The 18013-nt window shown below is 69.5% G+C and carries 15 protein-coding genes; 8 read left to right on the forward strand and 7 right to left on the reverse strand.

What is annotated here, in order from left to right; translation table 11 throughout:
- Positions 1–75: 75 nt before the first annotated feature.
- Positions 76–2541 (forward strand): protein kinase, encoded by a 2466-nt coding sequence (locus tag AB0G47_RS11015; protein WP_360766938.1) that lies wholly within the window; start codon positions 76–78, stop codon positions 2539–2541.
- Positions 2542–2575: 34 nt separating this feature from the next.
- Here AB0G47_RS11015 and AB0G47_RS11020 read toward each other — a convergent pair whose 3' ends face one another.
- Positions 2576–3097, reverse strand: a complete 522-nt coding sequence (locus tag AB0G47_RS11020; RefSeq protein ID WP_360766941.1) for an HIT family protein — start codon at positions 3095–3097, stop codon at positions 2576–2578.
- Between the two features lie 63 nt (positions 3098–3160).
- The gene (locus AB0G47_RS11025) at positions 3161–3991 is read right to left on the reverse strand and encodes a class I SAM-dependent methyltransferase (protein WP_360766944.1); all 831 of its coding nucleotides are present in this window, start codon (positions 3989–3991) and stop codon (positions 3161–3163) included.
- A gap of 76 nt (positions 3992–4067) precedes the next feature.
- On the opposite strand from AB0G47_RS11025, the gene AB0G47_RS11030 reads away from it, so the two are divergent.
- The 3 genes from AB0G47_RS11030 (at position 4068) to AB0G47_RS11040 (ending at position 6477) form a co-directional block, all read left to right on the forward strand.
- The gene (locus AB0G47_RS11030; RefSeq protein WP_360766947.1) at positions 4068–4673 is read left to right on the forward strand and encodes a TetR family transcriptional regulator; all 606 of its coding nucleotides are present in this window, start codon (positions 4068–4070) and stop codon (positions 4671–4673) included.
- 11 nt (positions 4674–4684) lie between these two features.
- The gene (locus tag AB0G47_RS11035) at positions 4685–5167 is read left to right on the forward strand and encodes a hypothetical protein (protein ID WP_360766949.1); all 483 of its coding nucleotides are present in this window, start codon (positions 4685–4687) and stop codon (positions 5165–5167) included.
- A gap of 587 nt (positions 5168–5754) precedes the next feature.
- Positions 5755–6477 (forward strand): helix-turn-helix transcriptional regulator, encoded by a 723-nt coding sequence (locus AB0G47_RS11040; RefSeq protein WP_360766952.1) that lies wholly within the window; start codon positions 5755–5757, stop codon positions 6475–6477.
- A 25-nt stretch (positions 6478–6502) separates the two neighbouring features.
- On the opposite strand, the gene AB0G47_RS11045 is transcribed toward AB0G47_RS11040, so the two are convergent.
- On the reverse strand, positions 6503–7528 hold the full coding sequence (locus tag AB0G47_RS11045) for a 6-phosphofructokinase (RefSeq protein WP_360766954.1): 1026 nt from the start codon (positions 7526–7528) through the stop codon (positions 6503–6505).
- A 270-nt stretch (positions 7529–7798) separates the two neighbouring features.
- Between AB0G47_RS11045 and pta the strand changes: the two genes are divergently transcribed.
- The 3 genes from pta to pyk all read left to right on the forward strand — a co-directional run bounded on the left by pta (position 7799) and on the right by pyk (position 12638).
- Entirely contained in the window at positions 7799–9883 is a 2085-nt protein-coding gene (gene pta, locus AB0G47_RS11050; protein ID WP_360766957.1) for a phosphate acetyltransferase, read from the forward strand.
- Between the two features lie 23 nt (positions 9884–9906).
- A complete protein-coding gene (locus tag AB0G47_RS11055) occupies positions 9907–11121 on the forward strand; it encodes an acetate kinase (RefSeq protein WP_360766959.1) in 1215 nt (404 codons plus the stop codon).
- 86 nt (positions 11122–11207) lie between these two features.
- A complete protein-coding gene (gene pyk / locus AB0G47_RS11060) occupies positions 11208–12638 on the forward strand; it encodes a pyruvate kinase (protein ID WP_360766963.1) in 1431 nt (476 codons plus the stop codon).
- A 97-nt stretch (positions 12639–12735) separates the two neighbouring features.
- On the opposite strand, the gene AB0G47_RS11065 is transcribed toward pyk, so the two are convergent.
- The 4 genes from AB0G47_RS11065 to AB0G47_RS11080 all read right to left on the reverse strand — a co-directional run bounded on the left by AB0G47_RS11065 (position 12736) and on the right by AB0G47_RS11080 (position 16994).
- Positions 12736–14058 carry a hypothetical protein gene (locus tag AB0G47_RS11065; protein WP_360766966.1) on the reverse strand — a complete coding sequence of 441 codons (1323 nt, stop codon included), beginning with the start codon at positions 14056–14058 and terminating at the stop codon, positions 12736–12738.
- Positions 14048–14614 carry a DUF6114 domain-containing protein gene (locus tag AB0G47_RS11070; protein WP_360766969.1) on the reverse strand — a complete coding sequence of 189 codons (567 nt, stop codon included), beginning with the start codon at positions 14612–14614 and terminating at the stop codon, positions 14048–14050. The genes AB0G47_RS11065 and AB0G47_RS11070 overlap by 11 nt, the downstream gene beginning before the upstream one ends.
- Positions 14615–14749: 135 nt before the next feature.
- A complete protein-coding gene (locus AB0G47_RS11075; protein ID WP_360766971.1) occupies positions 14750–15367 on the reverse strand; it encodes a DUF6230 family protein in 618 nt (205 codons plus the stop codon).
- A gap of 640 nt (positions 15368–16007) precedes the next feature.
- The gene (locus AB0G47_RS11080) at positions 16008–16994 is read right to left on the reverse strand and encodes a tetratricopeptide repeat protein (protein WP_360766974.1); all 987 of its coding nucleotides are present in this window, start codon (positions 16992–16994) and stop codon (positions 16008–16010) included.
- Between the two features lie 349 nt (positions 16995–17343).
- Between AB0G47_RS11080 and AB0G47_RS11085 the strand changes: the two genes are divergently transcribed.
- Entirely contained in the window at positions 17344–17976 is a 633-nt protein-coding gene (locus AB0G47_RS11085; protein WP_360766976.1) for a TetR/AcrR family transcriptional regulator, read from the forward strand.
- Positions 17977–18013 lie beyond the last annotated feature (37 nt).

Genomic DNA, 18013 nt, shown 5'->3' on the forward strand with positions numbered 1-18013 from the left:
CGTGCGGTAAAGGGGTGGCCTGCCCGCCCGGTGCCCGAGCCGCTGGCTAGGATCACCGGGTCTGAGGGAGGACACATGCGGGGGCGGTTGCTGAACGGTCGGTACGAGTTGCTGGCGCCGATCGGCGCAGGTGGCATGGGGCAGGTCTGGCGGGCCCGCGACCGAAGCCTGGGCCGCGAGGTGGCGGTCAAGCTCTTCGTGCCGTCGACGTCGGCGGGCGCGAGCGAGGCCGATCAACTCCTGGCCAGGTTCCGGCAGGAGGCCCGCGCCGCGGCCGCGCTCGACAGCCCGTACATCGTCGCCGTACACGACCACGGCACGGACGACGGCACCCCGTACCTGGTGATGGCCCTGGTGCAGGGACGCTCGCTCGACCAGCTGCTGCGCGAGAGCGTCCGGGTCCCGGTCGCGGACGCGCTGCGCTGGGCGGCGGACATCTGCCGCGCCCTGGACGCGGCGCACTCGGCGGGCGTCGTGCACCGCGACATCAAGCCCGGCAACGTAATGATCACCCCGGACGGCACCGCGAAGGTCGTCGACTTCGGCATCGCCACGTTCATGGAGCGCGTCGCGGGCGACTCGCGCCTGACCCAGACCGGGCAGCTGCCGTTCGGCAGCGTGCCGTACCTGGCGCCGGAGCGGTTCCGCCAGGAGCCGGGCGACGGCCGCACGGACCTGTACGCGCTCGGCTGCGTCCTCTACGAACTCCTCGTCGGCAGACCGCCGTTCACCGGTACCGCGGTCGGCGTCATGTACAACCACGTCAACGACGCGCCGCTGCGCCCGAGCGCGGCACGCGGCGAGGTGACCCGGCCGGTGGAACGCCTGGTCCTCGACCTGCTCGCCAAGGACCCCGCGGACCGTCCGGCGGACGCGGCGACGGCGCTCGAGCTGGTGCTGGCGGCGGGGCGGTCGCTGCGCCCCGGGGCGGAGTCGACGCGTACGGAGTCACCGGGTACGGAGTCGTCCGGGACCGGGACGGCCGACGCGGAGCCGTCCGACCGTTCCGGGCCCGCATCCGGGCGTCCCGCATCCGGGCATTCCGCCGGAGTCGCGTCGGACGCCCAGGATTCGGTGGCCGACTCCCCCTCGGACCGTCGGCACGCGTCGCATCCGCCCCGCAGGCCGACGGTCCGCGTGGACAACCCGCGCGAAGGCGATGCCGACCGCGGCGAAGAGCAGGCGGCCCGCACCGCGAACGCCGAGACCCGGCCCGCCACGCACACGCCTACGCCCACGCCCACGCCCGATCCCGGCGCCGCTGGAGCGAAGGTCTCCCGACCGGCTGTCCACAAGGACACCATCACCCCGTCCGCGCCCGACGCCCGACGCCGCTCCCGCAAGCGCCCGCTGATCGCCGCCGTCCTCGTCCTGGCGGTCGGCATCCCGACGGGTCTCGGCATACGTTCCCTCACGTCCGGTTCCTCCGACTCGTCAGGCGAATCCTCAGGCGACTCCGTAGGCGGGGCCAAGGAGACCGTCTACGAGATCGGCGTCGCCCACGACTCCCGGCACGTCGGCGCCCCCAGGGAAGGCGTCGAGCCGGACGAGTACGAGACCTCGGAGTTCAAGCAGTTCACCACGCAGCAACTGCGCACCGTGAAGTCCGCGTTCGCCGAGACGCTCGGCACCAAGGGCGGCGGCCGCTTCCGCATCGTCCCCGTGACGGCCGACCCGGACGTCAGCTCCCGCAAGATGCTGGCGAAGCACCCGCGCATGCTCGCCGTCATCGGCGACACCTCCGGATTCGCCTGGGTGCACGACACGGACGAGGCGTTCCTCCCCGAGATCAGCACCTGTTCGGGCGTCGCCCACGCCGACGGCGCGTTCGCCATCCCCGCGGACGACGCGCGGCAGGGCACGGCGATGGCCCGCTACCTCCTGTCGCAGACGAAGGCACGCAGGGTGCTGGTGGCGGAGGACAAGCTCTGGGCGAACCGCGAGGACGGCATCGGCACGGCGCTGCGCAGGGGCGGCATCACCACCGAGGCACTGAACACCAGCCCCAGCGACGTGAAGCCGGCCCAGATCCCCGCCCTGGCCACCAAGGCACGGGCGGACGCGGTGGTGGTACCCGCAAACTCGGACGCCGGAGTGTGGACCAAGCGCCTCAGGGCCGACGGCTTCACGGGCCCCGTGCTCACCCAGAGCAGCTTCGAGGGCGTCTGCCAGGACTCCGAGAAGCGGACGAGCACCGAAGCCACCGAGAAGAACATCCCCGCAGGCGTCCTGCGCACCCGCAACTACACCGGCGAGCCCGACCAGAACCTCCCGGCGCAGGGCAACCAGGAGCTGTACGACGGCGCGATGGCCCTGGCCACAGCCCTCGGCAAACTCCCCGCCGACGACTCGGCGACCTCGCTGCGGCACACCCTGGACCGCGAGATCCAGCGGGTCTCGGTCAACGGCGTACTCGACGAGGTGTCCTTCGAGAAGCGCCGTTCGGCACGGGGCCGCCCCGTGTGGATCGACCGCCGCGGCAACGGCACTTGGCAGGAAATCGGCAAGGTGGACGACAAGTACGAGCGCACAGGGCAGTAGCCCGGGGGGCGGACACCAAGCACCGCCCGACGTCCTAACCCGGCCGTCCCCCCAACTCCCCACCCTGCTCCCCGAGAACACCCCGCGCTCCAACAGCCGCACGGATCCGCGCGGCAATGCCGGCGGCCTCCTCCGGCGACATGGCAAGGACCCCGTTCTCGGTCATCAGGGAATGGAACTGCTGCTCGCGGTAGGGGACTCCGGGCGGCAGAGCCGCGATGTGCCAGTGGAGATGGCTGTTCCCCTGCCGGCTGCCGAGGGAGTAGAGGTAGGTCCGCTCGACCTCGAGGACAGCTTCGACAGCGAGGGCGACTTCCCGCACGACGAGCATGAGCCGTACGTAGGCGTCCTCGTCGAGGTCACGGACGACATGCTCGATGTGGGCCTTCGGCGCGACGAGGACCTTCCCGGGGAGGGTGGGCCACCGGTCGAGGAAGGCGACATGCGCTTCGTCCTCGAAGACGATCTCGTGCGGGTAGTCCGGATGCCCGCCGAGAAACGCACAGACAAAGCACGGCCCGCTCCGCGAACGCTCCATATAGGCCTCGAGATCCATGTCCTGCCACTCCACCGACACGCGGGTTCCTCTCGAAGGGGCGCCCCATTGTGCCGGGTGAAGTCACCCTGAAGCAGGGCCGGTTCGCGTCGCGGTGACCGCCACCGTCGCGTACTCCATCGTGAATCCGCCGCCCATCGCGTCGATGGCGGACCCGACAGCCTCAATAACCTGCGTCAGCTTGTCCCGGGGAAGCTGGGTGAGGTTGCCATGGGTGGGCAACTGGTCCAGCCACGCGTCCCGCCCATAGGACTGCTCCCAGTCGAATCGCCACTGCTCCGGGGCGCTGAACCCGCCCGCTGCTCGCATCCCGTCGGCGGCCTTGGTGAACATGGCCTGATACACGTCCAGGGCTGGCTTCGGCAGCGCGTCGACGTTGAACGGGGAGTCCGGCATCACCTGCCGGTAGACCGCCGCCTGGACTTGTGCCAGTTCGGGCGGTAGCTGGAACACATGCCAGAACGCCGCAAGGCGGCCGCCGGGCCTCAGCACGCGCGCAGCCATGGCCGCTCCCGCGACGGGGTCGATCCAGTGCCAGGCCTGCCCCGCGACAACGGCATCGAACTCCCGCCCGGCAGGATCCCACTCCTCGAAGGTCGCCACCTCCACCTCCACCCCGAACTGCCGCGCCAGTTCGGCCATCCGCGGATCCGGCTCGACGCCAAGGACCCGGCAGCCGGCGCCCTGGAACTGCCGGGCGGCGATGCCGGTACCGGAGCCGACATCGAGAACTTCGGGTCCCCCGGCGGCGATCCGGTCCACGAGAACCTGGGGATACCGGGGCCGGGCCCGGTCGTACCGCTCGGCATCGGAGCCGAACGACTCGGCGGTCTGCCGATACTGATGAGGCTTGAGGGCAGCGGGAGTTGAGCCCTCCGAAGGTATAGTGGGCATACGCCCACTATGGTGGGCACGTGCCCACTCGTCAACGGAGGGGCGGGCCCGCCCACGCTCGAAGTGGAGACACACGGTGCCAACAGGGGTAGCCATCCACGACGCCCGCGAGCAACTCTTCGACGCGGCAGAACGCATCCTGCTCCGCGACGGCCCGAGCGCACTGACCAGCAGGGCGGTCACGACGGAGGCAGGCTGCGCCAAGGGCGTCCTGCACCGCCACTTCACGGACTTCGACGCGTTCCTGGCAGAACTGATCCTGGACCGGATCACACACATCGAAAGCCAGTCCGCCACCCTGCACGAGAGAGCAGGAACCGGCACGGTCACAGGCAACCTCACCACGGCCCTGACGACCCTCTTCAGCTCGGTGGCCGTGTCGATCGTCGCCCTGATCACCTTCCGAGACGACCTCAGAACCCGCCTCCGCGAAACGAGACCAACCCCCGGCATCCCCCTCCTGACAGAGGCCGCGACCATGCTCACCACCTACCTGACCGCCGAACGCGACCTGGGCCGCATCACCCCCGACGCGGACATCACCACCCTCGCCCCCGCCCTGATCGGCGCCACCCACCTCCTCTTCGCCGACCGGAGGGGCACCCCGCCGGAGGCAGCGGCAGTCCAGAGAACGGTGACCACGGTGCTGGCAGGCGCCATACGGATTCCGGACCGCCCCTAGGCTCGGCCGAGATGCACACGGAACACGACCACATCCGAGCCTGGCTGGCAGGCCGTCAGCACTGGACCTTCGGGGCCGACACCTCCGACCGCTTCAACACCTTCCTGTGCGGCTTCCCCTGGACGACGAGCCGGGTCCGATGGCGCCACGTCCCTCACGTGACGCTGACGCTGCCCGCCGACGACAACTGGGAGGTGTTCCTCCCCGCGTTCGCCGCGACTCCCGCCGGGCAGCACGCGTTCACGTATCTCATGTACTCCTGGCGCGAACCCGGCATCGTCTGCCGCACCGTCGACGCCATGAAAGACCTCGACCTGCTCTGTTCCTCGGCCCCGGGCCCGAGGTACTTCTGCGGTGCCGATCTGGTGAACGGCGTCCCGCATCCGGTATTCGGTGACTTCGCGGAGTACGACGGCCACGATGTCGTCACGGCGTACGGAGCGAGGACTTCCGGATCGACGAAGGAGAATAGAATCCAGAATGGCCACATATGAGTACGTAGGCCCTCCCGAAGTAAAGGAGAGCATCCAGAACGGAATGGGATTCCGGGTTCAGCCGGCAGGAGACTGGCATGCGCCGACGGCGGAACGGCGCTTGCCGCCGGAGAGATCGAATTCTCCCGGCAGGCCGGCCGATGGACGGCAGCCTCCGTCAGCAATCAGTCGACAGGTTACTGCCCGGATGCCGAGTCGTGGACGGCGGTCGAGAGCGCCCTCGACCGTGCAGGCATTCAACACGGATCCAGCTACTCCCACCCCATCACATTTCGCCGCTGCCCGTCATGCCGTGAATGGAATTCGGTAAAGGATTCGCACTTTTTCTGCGTATTCTGCGACAGTCCCCTTTCGGTGACGAGTCGCGAATTTTAATCGCTTCAGGGCTCGCTCGTGCCGAATGCGCCCGCGCCGTGGGCGCACCGTCCCCGCCGGGGCGTTCCACCGTCCACGAGGAGGTGTCACCCCGGCTCGAAGAGTCCGAGGGGCGAGACGGATGTAAACGCCACGAAACCCCCGTAGCTTCCTACCAATCCGCAACCTCGTGTGAACGCACCGTAGTCACCGCCCCCGCGCGCACCTACCGTGTGCCCGTGCAACCGAGCCAGCCCAACCAGCCCACGCCCCCGTTCAACTTCCCCGCCGCCCGTCGCCTCCGCGAGGCGTTGGGGATGGCGCACGGGCATGTCGCCTACGGGATGCGGGCGAGCTACGGGCTCGCGTACATCACGCCCGAGACCATCGCCGCCTGGGAGCGCGGGCTCGCCGCGCCCACCTCCGCCGAGCTCACCGCGCTCGCGGGGACCCTGTGGTGCTCGCCCGGTGAACTCATGGGCGCCGCGACGACCCTGCGGGAGCACCGGCTCGCCCGCGGGCTCGCCCCGGAGGACGTCGCCCGGGGGTCCGGCGTCGAGATCCAGGCGTATCTGCACATGGAGGAGACCAACACCTGGCGCGGCAACGACCGGCAGTCCGCCGCCCTCGCCGAAGTGCTGCAGCTGCCGCTGCAGGATTTCATCACCGTCACCGGGCGCGCCGACGAGCTCGCCGAGCTGCTGCGCAGCGCCGTGACCAGCCGCTGGCAGGGGCTCGTGCGGCCGGTGAGCAAGATGCTGCCCGTGCAGAAGCGGCACCTGGAGGATGTGCTGCAGCAGCTGCACGCCGACTATCAGGCGCGGATGGTACGGACGCTGAGCTGGGGCGGCGGGACGGGTGCGGACGCGTCAGGGAGCGCCGGCCGCGACTACCTGGACCGGATCCTCGAGCACTTCTGGGCCCATATGCGCGGCACGGGGGCCGCCGGGCGCTGACACCCCCCGGCAACCAGACCCACAATTAGAAGACCGACTCCGCTTCGTCCATCCGGTCCTTCGGCACCGTCTTCAGCTCCGTCACCGCGTCCGCGAGCGGCACCATCACGATGTCCGTGCCCCGCAGCGCCGTCATCCGGCCGTAGTCCTCGCGGTGCGCCGCCTCCACCGCGTGCCAGCCGAAGCGGGTCGCGAGGACGCGGTCGTACGCCGTCGGGGTGCCGCCGCGCTGGACGTGGCCGAGGATGACCGGCTTGGCCTCCTTGCCGAGGCGGCTCTCCAGCTCGTACGCCAGTGCCGTACCGATGCCCTGGAAGCGCTCGTGGCCGAACTGGTCGATCGCGCCCTTGGTGTAGTCCATGGTGCCGTCGGCGGGGTGCGCGCCCTCGGCCACGCAGATCACCGCGAACTTCTTGCCGCGCGCGAACCGCTCCTCGACCAGCTTCACCAGGTCGGCGGGGTCGAAGGGGCGCTCGGGCAGGCAGATGCCGTGGGCGCCGCCCGCCATGCCGGATTCGAGAGCGATCCAGCCCGCGTGGCGGCCCATGACCTCGACCACCATCACGCGCTGGTGGGATTCCGCCGTCGTCTTGAGGCGGTCCATCGCCTCCGTCGCGACGCCCACCGCCGTGTCGAAGCCGAAGGTGCGGTCGGTGGATGAGATGTCGTTGTCGATTGTTTTGGGGACGCCCACCACCGGCAGGCCCGCGTCCGACAGCATCTTCGCGGCCGTCAGGGTGCCTTCGCCGCCGATCGGGATCAGTACGTCGAAGCCGATCGACTTGGCGAGCGCGGGCGCGTCCTCGCAGGCCGCGCGGAAGCGGTCGCGCTCGAGTCGGGACGAGCCGAGGATCGTTCCGCCACGGGCGAGGATGCCGCTGACCTCGTTGAGACCGAGGCTGCGGTAGCGGCCGTCGAGCAGGCCCGCGTAACCGTCCTCGAAGCCGATGACCTCGTCGCCGAAGTGCGTCACGGCTCGGTGCACGACCGACCGGATCACTGCGTTGAGGCCGGGGCAGTCGCCGCCTGCGGTGAGAATTCCGATGCGCATCGTGCTGTGTCTCCTGCTCCCTGTTGATACTTGTGAGCCGGTCCGATTGTTCCACGGCCGAGAAGTGGTCGCCGCTCGCGGCTGCCCCGCCGGATCCTGGGGAGGAGGGCCTTGGGCCCGCCCGGCAGGGCCTTTCGTCCGGCGGGCGACCTAGCCAGCCGCGGAGGTATTGTCAAGGGGGCACGGCAACCTTATCGGGTCATTTATGCAGCCTTGCCCGGTCTTGCCGGGACGGGCACCCAGACCGCAGCGAAGAAGGAGAGAGCACGCGTGACGCGCAGCGTGTACGTGACCGGGATCGACCGGGGCGACGGCCGCCAGGTCATCGAGCTGGGAGTCATGGAGCTCCTGACCCGTCAGGTCGACCGGGTGGGGGTCTTCCGGCCCCTCGTCCATGACGGGCCCGATCGTCTGTTTGATCTCCTGCGCGCCCGCTACCGGCTCGCGCAGGACGCGGCCTCCGGGTACGGCATGGACTACCACGAGGCCTCCGCGATCCAGGCCGAGCAGGGCACCGACGAGCTGGTCTCCCAGCTCGTCGACCGTTTTCACCGGGTGGCAAGGGACTACGAGGTCGTCCTCGTCCTGGGGACCGACTTCGCCGCCACCCAGCTCCCCGACGAGCTCGCACTCAACGCCCGTCTGGCCAACGAGTTCGGCGCCGCGGTCATACCCGTCGTCGGCGGCAAGAACCAGACCGCCGAATCGGTGCGCGCCGAGACGCGCAACGCCTATCGCGCGTACGAGTCGCTCGGCTGCGACGTCCTGGCGATGGTCACCAACCGGGTCGCCCCCGCCGACCGCGACGAGATCGCCGAACGGCTCGCGGCCAGTCTGCCCGTGCCCAGCTACGTCCTGCCCGACGAGCCGGCGCTCGCCGCCCCCACGGTCGCCCAGATCACCCACGCGCTCGGCGGCCGGGTCGTCCTCGGCGACGACGCGGGCCTGGCCCGTGACGCGCTCGACTTCGTCTTCGGCGGCGCCATGCTGCCGAACTTCCTGAACGCCCTGACCCCGGGCTGCCTCGTGGTCACCCCCGGCGACCGCGCCGACCTCGTCGTCGGCTCGCTCGCCGCGCACAGCGCCGGTACGCCGCCCATCGCGGGCGTCGTGCTGACCCTGAACGAGCAGCCGGGCGAGGAGATCCTCAAGCTCGCCGACCGGCTCGCACCCGGCACCGCGGTCATCGCCGTCTCCGGCGGTTCCTTCCCCACCGCGGCCGAACTCTTCGCCCTGGAAGGGAAGTTGAACGCCGCCACGCCCCGCAAGGCGGAGACGGCCCTCGGTCTGTTCGAGCGGTACGTGGACACCGGCGGCCTCCTCAAGCGCGTATCGGCGCCCAGCAGCGACCGCGTCACGCCGATGATGTTCGAGCACAAGCTGCTCGAGACGGCCCGCTCGGACAGGCGCCGCGTCGTGCTGCCCGAAGGCACCGAGGAGCGCGTCCTGCGCGCCGCCGACGTGCTCCTGCGCCGCGGCGTCTGCGACCTCACCCTCCTCGGCCCGGTCGAGCAGATCCGCAAGAAGGCCGCGGACCTCGGCGTCGACCTCACCGCCGCGCAGCTCATCGACCCGCAGGCCTCCGAACTGCGCGACGCCTTCGCCACCAAGTACGCCGAGCTGCGCGCCCACAAGGGCGTCACGGTGGAGCTCGCGTACGACGTCGTCGCGGACGTGAACTACTTCGGCACGCTGATGGTGCAGGAGGGGTTCGCCGACGGCATGGTTTCGGGTTCTGTTCACTCCACGGCCGCCACCATCCGGCCCGCCTTCGAGATCATCAAGACCAAGCCCGACGCCTCGATCGTCTCGTCGGTCTTCTTCATGTGCCTTGCCGACAAGGTTCTCGTGTACGGCGACTGCGCGGTCAACCCGGATCCGAACGCCGAGCAGCTCGCCGACATCGCCGTCCAGGCGGCCGCCACCGCCGAGCAGTTCGGCGTGGAGCCGCGGATCGCGATGCTCTCGTACTCGACGGGCACGTCAGGTTCGGGCGCGGACGTCGACAAGGTGCGTGAGGCGACCGAGCTGGTGCGCGCGACCCGCGGCGATCTGAAGATCGAGGGGCCGATCCAGTACGACGCCGCCGTCGAGCCCTCGGTCGCGGCGACGAAGCTGCCGGACTCCGAGGTCGCGGGCCAGGCCAGCGTGCTGATCTTCCCGGACCTCAACACCGGCAACAACACCTACAAGGCGGTCCAGCGCTCGGCCGGCGCGATCGCCGTCGGCCCGGTCCTCCAGGGTCTGCGCAAGCCGGTCAACGACCTGTCCCGCGGCGCCCTCGTCCAGGACATCGTCAACACCGTCGCCATCACCGCGATCCAGGCCCAGGGCCCGGCCACCACCGCCATATGACGTCTAGAGAAAGCGCCGCACCCGTGACAGCCACCCGCGTCCTCGTCCTCAACTCCGGCTCCTCGTCGGTGAAGTACCAGCTGCTCGACATGCGCGACAGCTCACGTCTCGCGGTCGGCCTGGTCGAGCGCATCGGCGAGGAGACCTCGCGGCTCAAGCACACCCCGCTGACCGGCGGCGGCGCCGAGGAGCGGGAGCGCGAAGAGCCCATCGCCGACCATGAGGCCGCCCTGAAGGCGGTCTCCGCCGAGCTGGCCGCCGACGGGCTCGGCCTCGACTCCCCCGAACTGGCCGCGATCGGCCACCGCGTGGTGCACGGCGGCCTGAAGTTCAGCGCGCCCACCGTCATCACGGACGAGGTGCTCGCGGAGATCCAGCGGCTCGTCCCGGTGGCGCCGCTGCACAACCCGGCCAACATCACCGGCATCCGCACGGCCCAGGCGCTGCGCCCCGACCTCCCCCAGGTCGCCGTCTTCGACACGGCGTTCCACACGACGATGCCGGAGTCCGCGGCCCGCTACGCGATCGACGTGGCCACCGCCGACGAGCACCGCGTGCGGCGCTACGGCTTCCACGGGACCTCGCACGCGTACGTGTCGCGCGAGACCGCCAAGCTCCTCGGCAAGGCGCCCGAGGACGTGAACGTCATCGTGCTGCACCTGGGCAACGGCGCCTCCGCGAGCGCCGTCCGCGGCGGCAGGTGCGTCGATACGTCGATGGGGCTCACGCCGCTGGAAGGGCTCGTGATGGGTACCCGCTCCGGTGACGTGGACCCGGCGGTCGTCTTCCATCTGGCCCGCGTCGGCGGGATGTCGATCGACGAGGTCGACGCCCTGCTCAACAAGAAGAGCGGTCTGATCGGGCTCTGCGGCGACAACGACATGCGGGTCATCCGGCGCCGCGTCGACGAGGGCGACGAGGCGGCCGCGCTCGCCTTCGACATCTACATCCACCGTCTGAAGAAATACATCGGCGCGTACTACGCGGTACTCGGCCGGGTGGACGCCGTCGCGTTCACGGCGGGGGTCGGCGAGAACGCGGCTCCCGTGCGGGAGGCTGCCGTCGCGGGCCTGGAGGAGTTGGGGCTCGCGGTCGACGGGGAGCTGAACTCCGTACGTTCCGACGAGGCCCGGCTGATCTCGCCGGGGTACTCGCGGGTCGCCGTCGCCGTTGTCCCGACCGACGAGGAGCTGGAGATCGCGCAGCAGACCTACGCACTGGTCGGGAATCGGCCATGACCGCAACGCCTGAGCGCCCTGCCGCCCATTTGTAGATTCCACCAGACGGAATATTCCGTAGCGAAACAAACCGATAGGATCGCCCCATGCGCCGTTCCAAAATCGTCTGCACGCTGGGTCCAGCCGTCGACTCCGAAGCACAGCTCGTCTCGCTGATCGAAGCCGGCATGAACGTGGCCCGATTCAATTTCAGCCACGGCACGCACGCCGAGCACCAGGGGCGGTACGACCGCGTCCGGGCCGCCGCCGAGAAGACCGGCCGGGCGGTCGGCGTCCTCGCCGACCTGCAGGGGCCGAAGATCCGTCTGGAGACCTTCGCCGAGGGACCCGTCGAGCTGGTGCGCGGTGACGAGTTCACCATCACCACCGATGACGTGCCCGGCGACAAGTCGATCTGCGGAACCACCTACAAGGGCCTGCCGGGCGACGTCTCGCGCGGCGACCAGATCCTCATCAACGACGGCAACGTCGAGCTGAAGGTCATGGACGTCGAGGGGTCCCAGGTCAAGACCATCGTCATCGAGGGCGGTGTCATCTCCGACCACAAGGGCATCAACCTGCCCGGCGCGGCCGTGAACGTGCCCGCCCTTTCGGAGAAGGACGTCGAGGACCTCCGCTTCGCCCTGAAGATGGGCTGCGACATGGTCGCCCTGTCCTTCGTGCGCGACGCCGACGACGTCAAGGACGTCCACAAGGTGATGGACGAGGAGGGCCGCCGGGTCCCCGTCATCGCCAAGGTGGAGAAGCCGCAGGCCGTCGAGAACATGGAGGGCGTCGTCGCGGCGTTCGACGCCGTGATGGTGGCCCGTGGCGACCTGGCCGTCGAGTACCCGCTCGAGAAGGTCCCGATGGTGCAGAAGCGCCTCGTGGAGATGTGCCGCCGCAACGCCAAGCCGGTGATCGTCGCGACCCAGATGATGGAGTCGATGATCACCAACTCGCGCCCCACGCGCGCCGAGGCGTCCGATGTCGCCAACGCGATCCTGGACGGCGCGGACGCGGTCATGCTGTCCGCCGAGTCGAGCGTGGGCGCGTATCCGATCGAGACCGTGAAGACGATGTCGAAGATCGTCACCGCGGCCGAGGAGGAGCTGCTCTCCAAGGGTCTGCAGCCGCTCGTGCCCGGCAAGAAGCCGCGTACGCAGGGTGGTTCGGTCGCCCGTGCCGCCTGTGAGATCGCGGACTTCCTCGGCGGCAAGGCGCTGATCGCCTTCACGCAGTCCGGTGACACGGCCCGCCGGCTCTCCCGCTACCGCGCCGCGCAGCCGATCCTGGCGTTCACCACGGACGAGTCGACCCGCAACCAGCTGGCCCTCAGCTGGGGCGTGGACACGTACGTCGTCCCGCACGTGGACAACACCGACGCGATGGTCGAGCTGGTCGACGCCGAGCTGATCAAGCTGCAGAAGTTCAACGACGGCGACACGGTCGTCATCACCGCGGGCTCGCCCCCCGGTGTCCCGGGCACCACCAACATGGTCCGGGTGCACCACCTGGGCGGCGGCGACCGCGACTGACCCGCCCGCCTCGTACGCCACTGAGGGCGCCCCCTGTGAAGGGGGGCGCCCTCAGTGGTGTTGCGGCTCCCGAACGGGTCTGTCGCGACTGGAGAGATCAGTCGGTGATCGACTGGTGCAGCCCGGGGACGTGCAGGTTTCCGCCGAACTGACCGGCCTGCTGCACCTTCACGTCCGTGAAGTAGATCAGCGGGATGTTCAGCGGCGGCGGGTGCTCCGGGTCGAACGTGATCGGGATCAGGCCGAAGAGCTTGCCGGAGATCGACTCGGTGTACATCGTCGTCTCCCCGCCACGGATCGTGGAGGTGGAGCCCTTCTCGGCCTGCACGTGGTACTTCTTGCCGGCCGGGCCTTCGACGATCTGGTGCAGGTCGCCGATGTCCGTGTTCTGGATGACGTACTTCAGTGCCTGCTTGGTCTTGCCGTTGGGCTGCGTCAGGTTCACGACGCCCTGGTAGTCGGCGCCCTTGAGCGTCAGGGAGCTGGCTTCCAGGTGCCACGGCTGGTTCGGGATCGGCACGGGCGTCTGCTCGGCCTTTCCGTCGACCTTCTTCTCGACCACGCACGGGAACGGCTTCTTGCCGTTCTCGTCCGGTGCCATCGGGTCCGCGGACTCTTCGGCCTCTGACTTGTCGGCAGCCTCGTCAGCGGCCTTCTCAGCCTCTTCCTTGGCCTTGTCGACCGTGTCCCCGGCCTCGTCGGCACCGTCCTTGACGCCGTCGCCGACCTTGTCGACCGTGTCTTCGACTGGCTTGGTGACGTCCTCGACCGTGTCCTTCGCCGTGTCCTCGGAGGACTCCTCCGAAGACTCCTCCGAGGCGGAGGGCGTCGGCGTCGGCTCTGCGGGCTCCTCCTCGTCGGGCGTGAAGATGTCCTTGAGCGCGGGTCCGACACCCAGCGGGTCCAGCGGGTTCTTGGTCTCGGTCTCGGAAGGCTCCGGAGCGGGCTCCGTCTCCTCCTCGTCGGCGTCGTCGGACGGCGACGGAGTGGGCTCCGCCTCGTCCCCGCCGTCGTCGCCCGAACCGGCCTTGTCGTCGGCGGAGGGCGAAGGCGTCGGCTCGGCGGTGTCCTTGCCGGCCTCGTCCTTCTCGGCCGCTTCCTGCTCGGCCTTCTCCTTCGCCGCCTTCTCCTGCGCAGCCTTGTCGGCCTCCTTCTCGGCGTCCTTGGACGCCTCGTCCGGCGCCGTGACACACGGGCCGTCCTGGAAGGGGTTCTTCGGCAGCGGCTTGGCCTGCGCGAGCTGTGGGGTCAGTCCCATGCCCATCAGGACAGCGGTCGGCATGGCCGCGATGGCTATCGCCTTGCCCGCCGGCACGTGCAGGCGGGTAAGGAGCGGCTTTCTGGGTGCCGCGTGGCGCGGCCCGGATCTCGCGCGGGACTGGCCCGCGGAGTCCTCATGGTGCACCTCGTCAGCCGGCACGGTGCCTCCCGTTCGTCCCGTTGTCCGGGCTCGTTCCTGACAGATCGTCCGTAGTGCCGCTCACCCCGTTCGCGGCCCCCGCGGCCGCGGGCTCCGGCGCCCCGTCGTCGGAGCCGTCGCCGTCCTGGTCGCTGTGTCCCTTCGCGGGCTTGGCATCGGGCTTGGCCGCCGCCCAGGAGATGCCGAGGGCACCGCCGATCAGGGCGAGCAGGAAACCGATGACGAAGCCGCCGAAGTTGGAGACCACCAGGGAGACCAGAGCGAGCAGAATCGCCGCGACACCCGCGAACACCCGGGAATGCGGCTGGAACCACATGGTCAGACCGAGCACGACAAGCAGGACACCGATGATCAGTGAACCGGCACCGGCGGTGGTCGCCATCCGGATCGTCATCGTGCCGAGCGTGAGGTTCGCGTACGGGAAGTACATGATCGGGATGCCGCCGAGCAACGTCAGCAGACCACCCCAGAACGGGCGCTGACCGCGCCACCCTCGGAACGATCGGCGCATCCGGCCGAGCTTGATGCCAAGGCCCACTTGCGCTTCGGCGCTCATGTCGTACAGCTCCTCGGGGAATGGCGTTGGTTCTGTGTGTCCTGCGGTTTCGGGCACGGGGACGACTCACGTTCCGTCGCGTCCCCGCGCCCGGCCGTTCTTCGCAACAAGTACTGAATTAAGGCGTCAATTGCCTCAGTAGCACTCGTGCTTGCCCTTCTTGACCGACATCGCCAGGCCGGAGAGCTTGAAGGTGCCGGCGGTGGTCGCCCACGCACGCTGCTTGACGTCGGTGAATCGCACCGACTCCGCCTGCTGCGCGAACGAGTCCGGGGCGTACTTGTCGCCCTTCGCCGGGCCGGGGCCCTTGGTGGTCTGGTCGACCGAGACGCCGATGTCGACGTTGTTGAACGTCGCGTCGGCCTTCAGGTCATCGGCGTCGATGTAGAGCTTCTTCGCCTCGACCTTCGGGCCGCCCTTGGCGCCGGCCTTGAGGGTCATCGACACATCGCCGAAGACCGGGACCGGGACGACAACGGACTGGCACAGGTTGGTGATCTCGGCCGATTCGAGGCCGACGACGGCGACCGGGTGGTTACCCGACTTACCGCTGTCAAGCGCCCCGTACTGGACGAATCCCGTACCGTCGAGCTGGTCGGCAGTCACCTTGAACTGCTGACCGGACACACTGAACGATGCCGCGAGCGCACCCTGGGACAGGGCCACGCCTATCGCGGCAGTAGCCGCGACGCTCGGCACCATGACTACGGCGAACCGCTTCCATCTGGTTCCGCCACGAGCCACGGACTCCATGACTTTCCTCCTTCTCGGACGTACATCTCCGGCCCTGACTGCTGGGCGCTCAGTCGGGCAGGGATGGGAGAAGTGCTACGTCCTCGGGAAGGAGAGCGCCCGCATCGGAGGCGCGCAACTGCGCCTTAATCACCGGCGATCACCCCCGAGCGACAACCACTGGTCGCACGCAACACGCACAACCTGCCGGACAGGCCCTGCCGGATGGCAGAGACCCCCCTGTCCAAGACCGGTGACGGGGTGTCTCCGGCCTGCTCGGTGGGGACCCAGAAACCCCGCTCCCGATTGGCTGTCGGGCTGCGGGTTATTGGACCGAGCGTCGCCGATCGTGGTGCATTCTCGCCGCCCGCACAAGGGGGTTCGTTACTCGCTAGTAACGGCGCGATAACCGATGCACGACCGCGCGGTATCGGTCGGGCACGGACGGTGTCGTCAACGCGCGGAACAGACCGGGATGTTGAAGGACGCAACCGGACAGAAGACCGGCTCGGACTTACTCCAAGTAACAGCGGCCGCGATTACCAAGATTTGGTAAAACGCGGCCACTGTGGCGCCTTGGGGACCAAGTTTTCACTCGGGCATCACAAGCCCCAGTGTTTAGGGACTGGTCAGCGAACGGCCCGCGAGGGGTCGAACAGGGTCAGAACAGGACCCGTGCGAGCTGTGTGCGCGCCGCCGTCACCCGCGGGTCGTCCGAGCCGACCACTTCGAGGAGTTCGAGCAGCCGCACCCGCGCGGCGTCCCGGTCCTCGCCCGCCGTGCGCCGCACCGCGTCGATGAGCCGCCCGAAGGCGTCCTCGACATGGCCGCCCACCAGATCCAGGTCGGCGGCGGCGATCTGCGCCGGCACGTCCGCGGGGTTGTCGGCGGCGTCCTTGCGGACCTGCTGCGGGTCGAGACCCTGCACACGCTGCAGCAGTTCGGCCTGGGCGAGACCGAGCTTGGCCTCCGTGTTGCCCGGGTCGTCGGTCAGTACGTTGCGGTACGCCTGGACCGCGCCGCCCAGGTCGCCCGCGTCAAGGGCCTGGACCGCCGCTTCGAGCAGCGCGTCGTAGGGACCCGCAGGAACCTCGGCGGGAGCGGGCGCCTGCTGGTCGCCGCCCTGGGCGTCCGGGTCGACGGCGAGACCGGTCAGACCGAAGCGCTCCTCGCCGACCTGGATCAGCTGGTCCAGGGTCTGGCGGATCTGCTCCACCGGGGCCGCGCCCTGGAAGAGCGGCAGGGCCTGCCCGGCCACCACCGCGAAGACGGCCGGGATCCCCTGGACCCCGAACTGCTGCATCAGCATCTGGTTGGCGTCGACGTCGATCTTGGCGAGGACGAATCGGCCGTTGTACTCCCGCGCGAGGCCTTCGAGCAGCGGACTCAGCTGCTTGCACGGCTCGCACCACTCGGCCCAGAAGTCGATGACGACCGGGACCTCGGTGGAGCGCTGCAGGACATCGCTCTCAAAGCCTGCCTCGTCTACGTCGATGACGAGACTCGCGGGAGAAACGGCGGACACGGCGCCGCCGCCCTGCCGGGCCGCTTCGGCGCGCGCCTGCTCCGCCTTCGCCTTGGCTTCCTGGGCCGCCTTCACGGCGGCGAGGTCGACGACTCCGCTCATGGACATGTTCCGTGGCTGCATGAGTACATCCTCCCCCAAGCCGTGCGGGAACCGCGCCTGTCCGTGACCCCCCGCCGGATTGCGGGGCCACGGACGGCCGCGGTGCCAAGGTCCCGAGGAGGACCGCTGGTTGTCGGTACGGGGTCCCCACCCCGCGCCTGTGGTGTCGCTGTGGTTGTCGCTCCACTGTCGCCGCTGCGGATCGTGGGCTTCGAGAAGTGCCGTTCGTCTGCCGCTCACGATCTTTCGCTACGAGTCGTAGCGTAACTGTCCCGCGCCGCGCGTGGGCCGCCCACCTGGTCGATCTTCGGTGATCTCGCTCACTCGCCGCCGTTCCGACCGGATCCGTACTGGCCGGTATGGTCGCGGGATGCAGAGCCGCATCCCACCGTCCGCCCGCACCGGCGGCCGTCCCCGCAGCGCGGCGGCGGACACCGCGATCCTGGAGTCGACCCGTCAGGCACTGGTCGAACTCGGCTGGTCCAAGCTGACCCTCGGCGATGTCGCCACGCGGGCCGGCGTCGCCAAGACGACCCTCTACCGCCGCTGGGCGGGCAAGAGCGAGCTGGTCGTGGACGCGGTGGCGGAACTCTTCGACGAGCTGGAGCTGCCGGACCGGGGCAGCCTCGCCGCCGACATCGAGGGTGTGGTCCTGCAGTTCGCGGCGCTGCTGAGCCGCCCCGAGACGAAGACCGCGCTGATGGCGGTGGTCGCCGAGTCGACGTCGGACGCGCCCCTGCGTGAGCGGATCCGCACGTCGATCGTGGACCGCCAGAAGCGTCTTGTCCTCGCGGGGCGGCAGCGGGCACAGCAGCGAGGGGAGCTCCCCCCGGAGCCCGACCCCGCGGCCGCCGCGCGGACGGCCGACCTCATCTTCGACGTGACTGCGGGCGCGGTGGTCCACCGCGCCCTGGTCAGCGCGGAACCGATCGACGAGACCTGGGCCCGCAGCTTCACCCTGCTGCTGCTGGGCGGCCTTTCGGCGGCGGCAACTCAGCAGTAGGGGCCATCCGGCCGCCCTCGTTGTGGGCAGGCGTTCC

Source organism: Streptomyces sp. NPDC021622, from assembly GCF_040640795.1.
Lineage (GTDB): Bacteria > Actinomycetota > Actinomycetes > Streptomycetales > Streptomycetaceae > Streptomyces.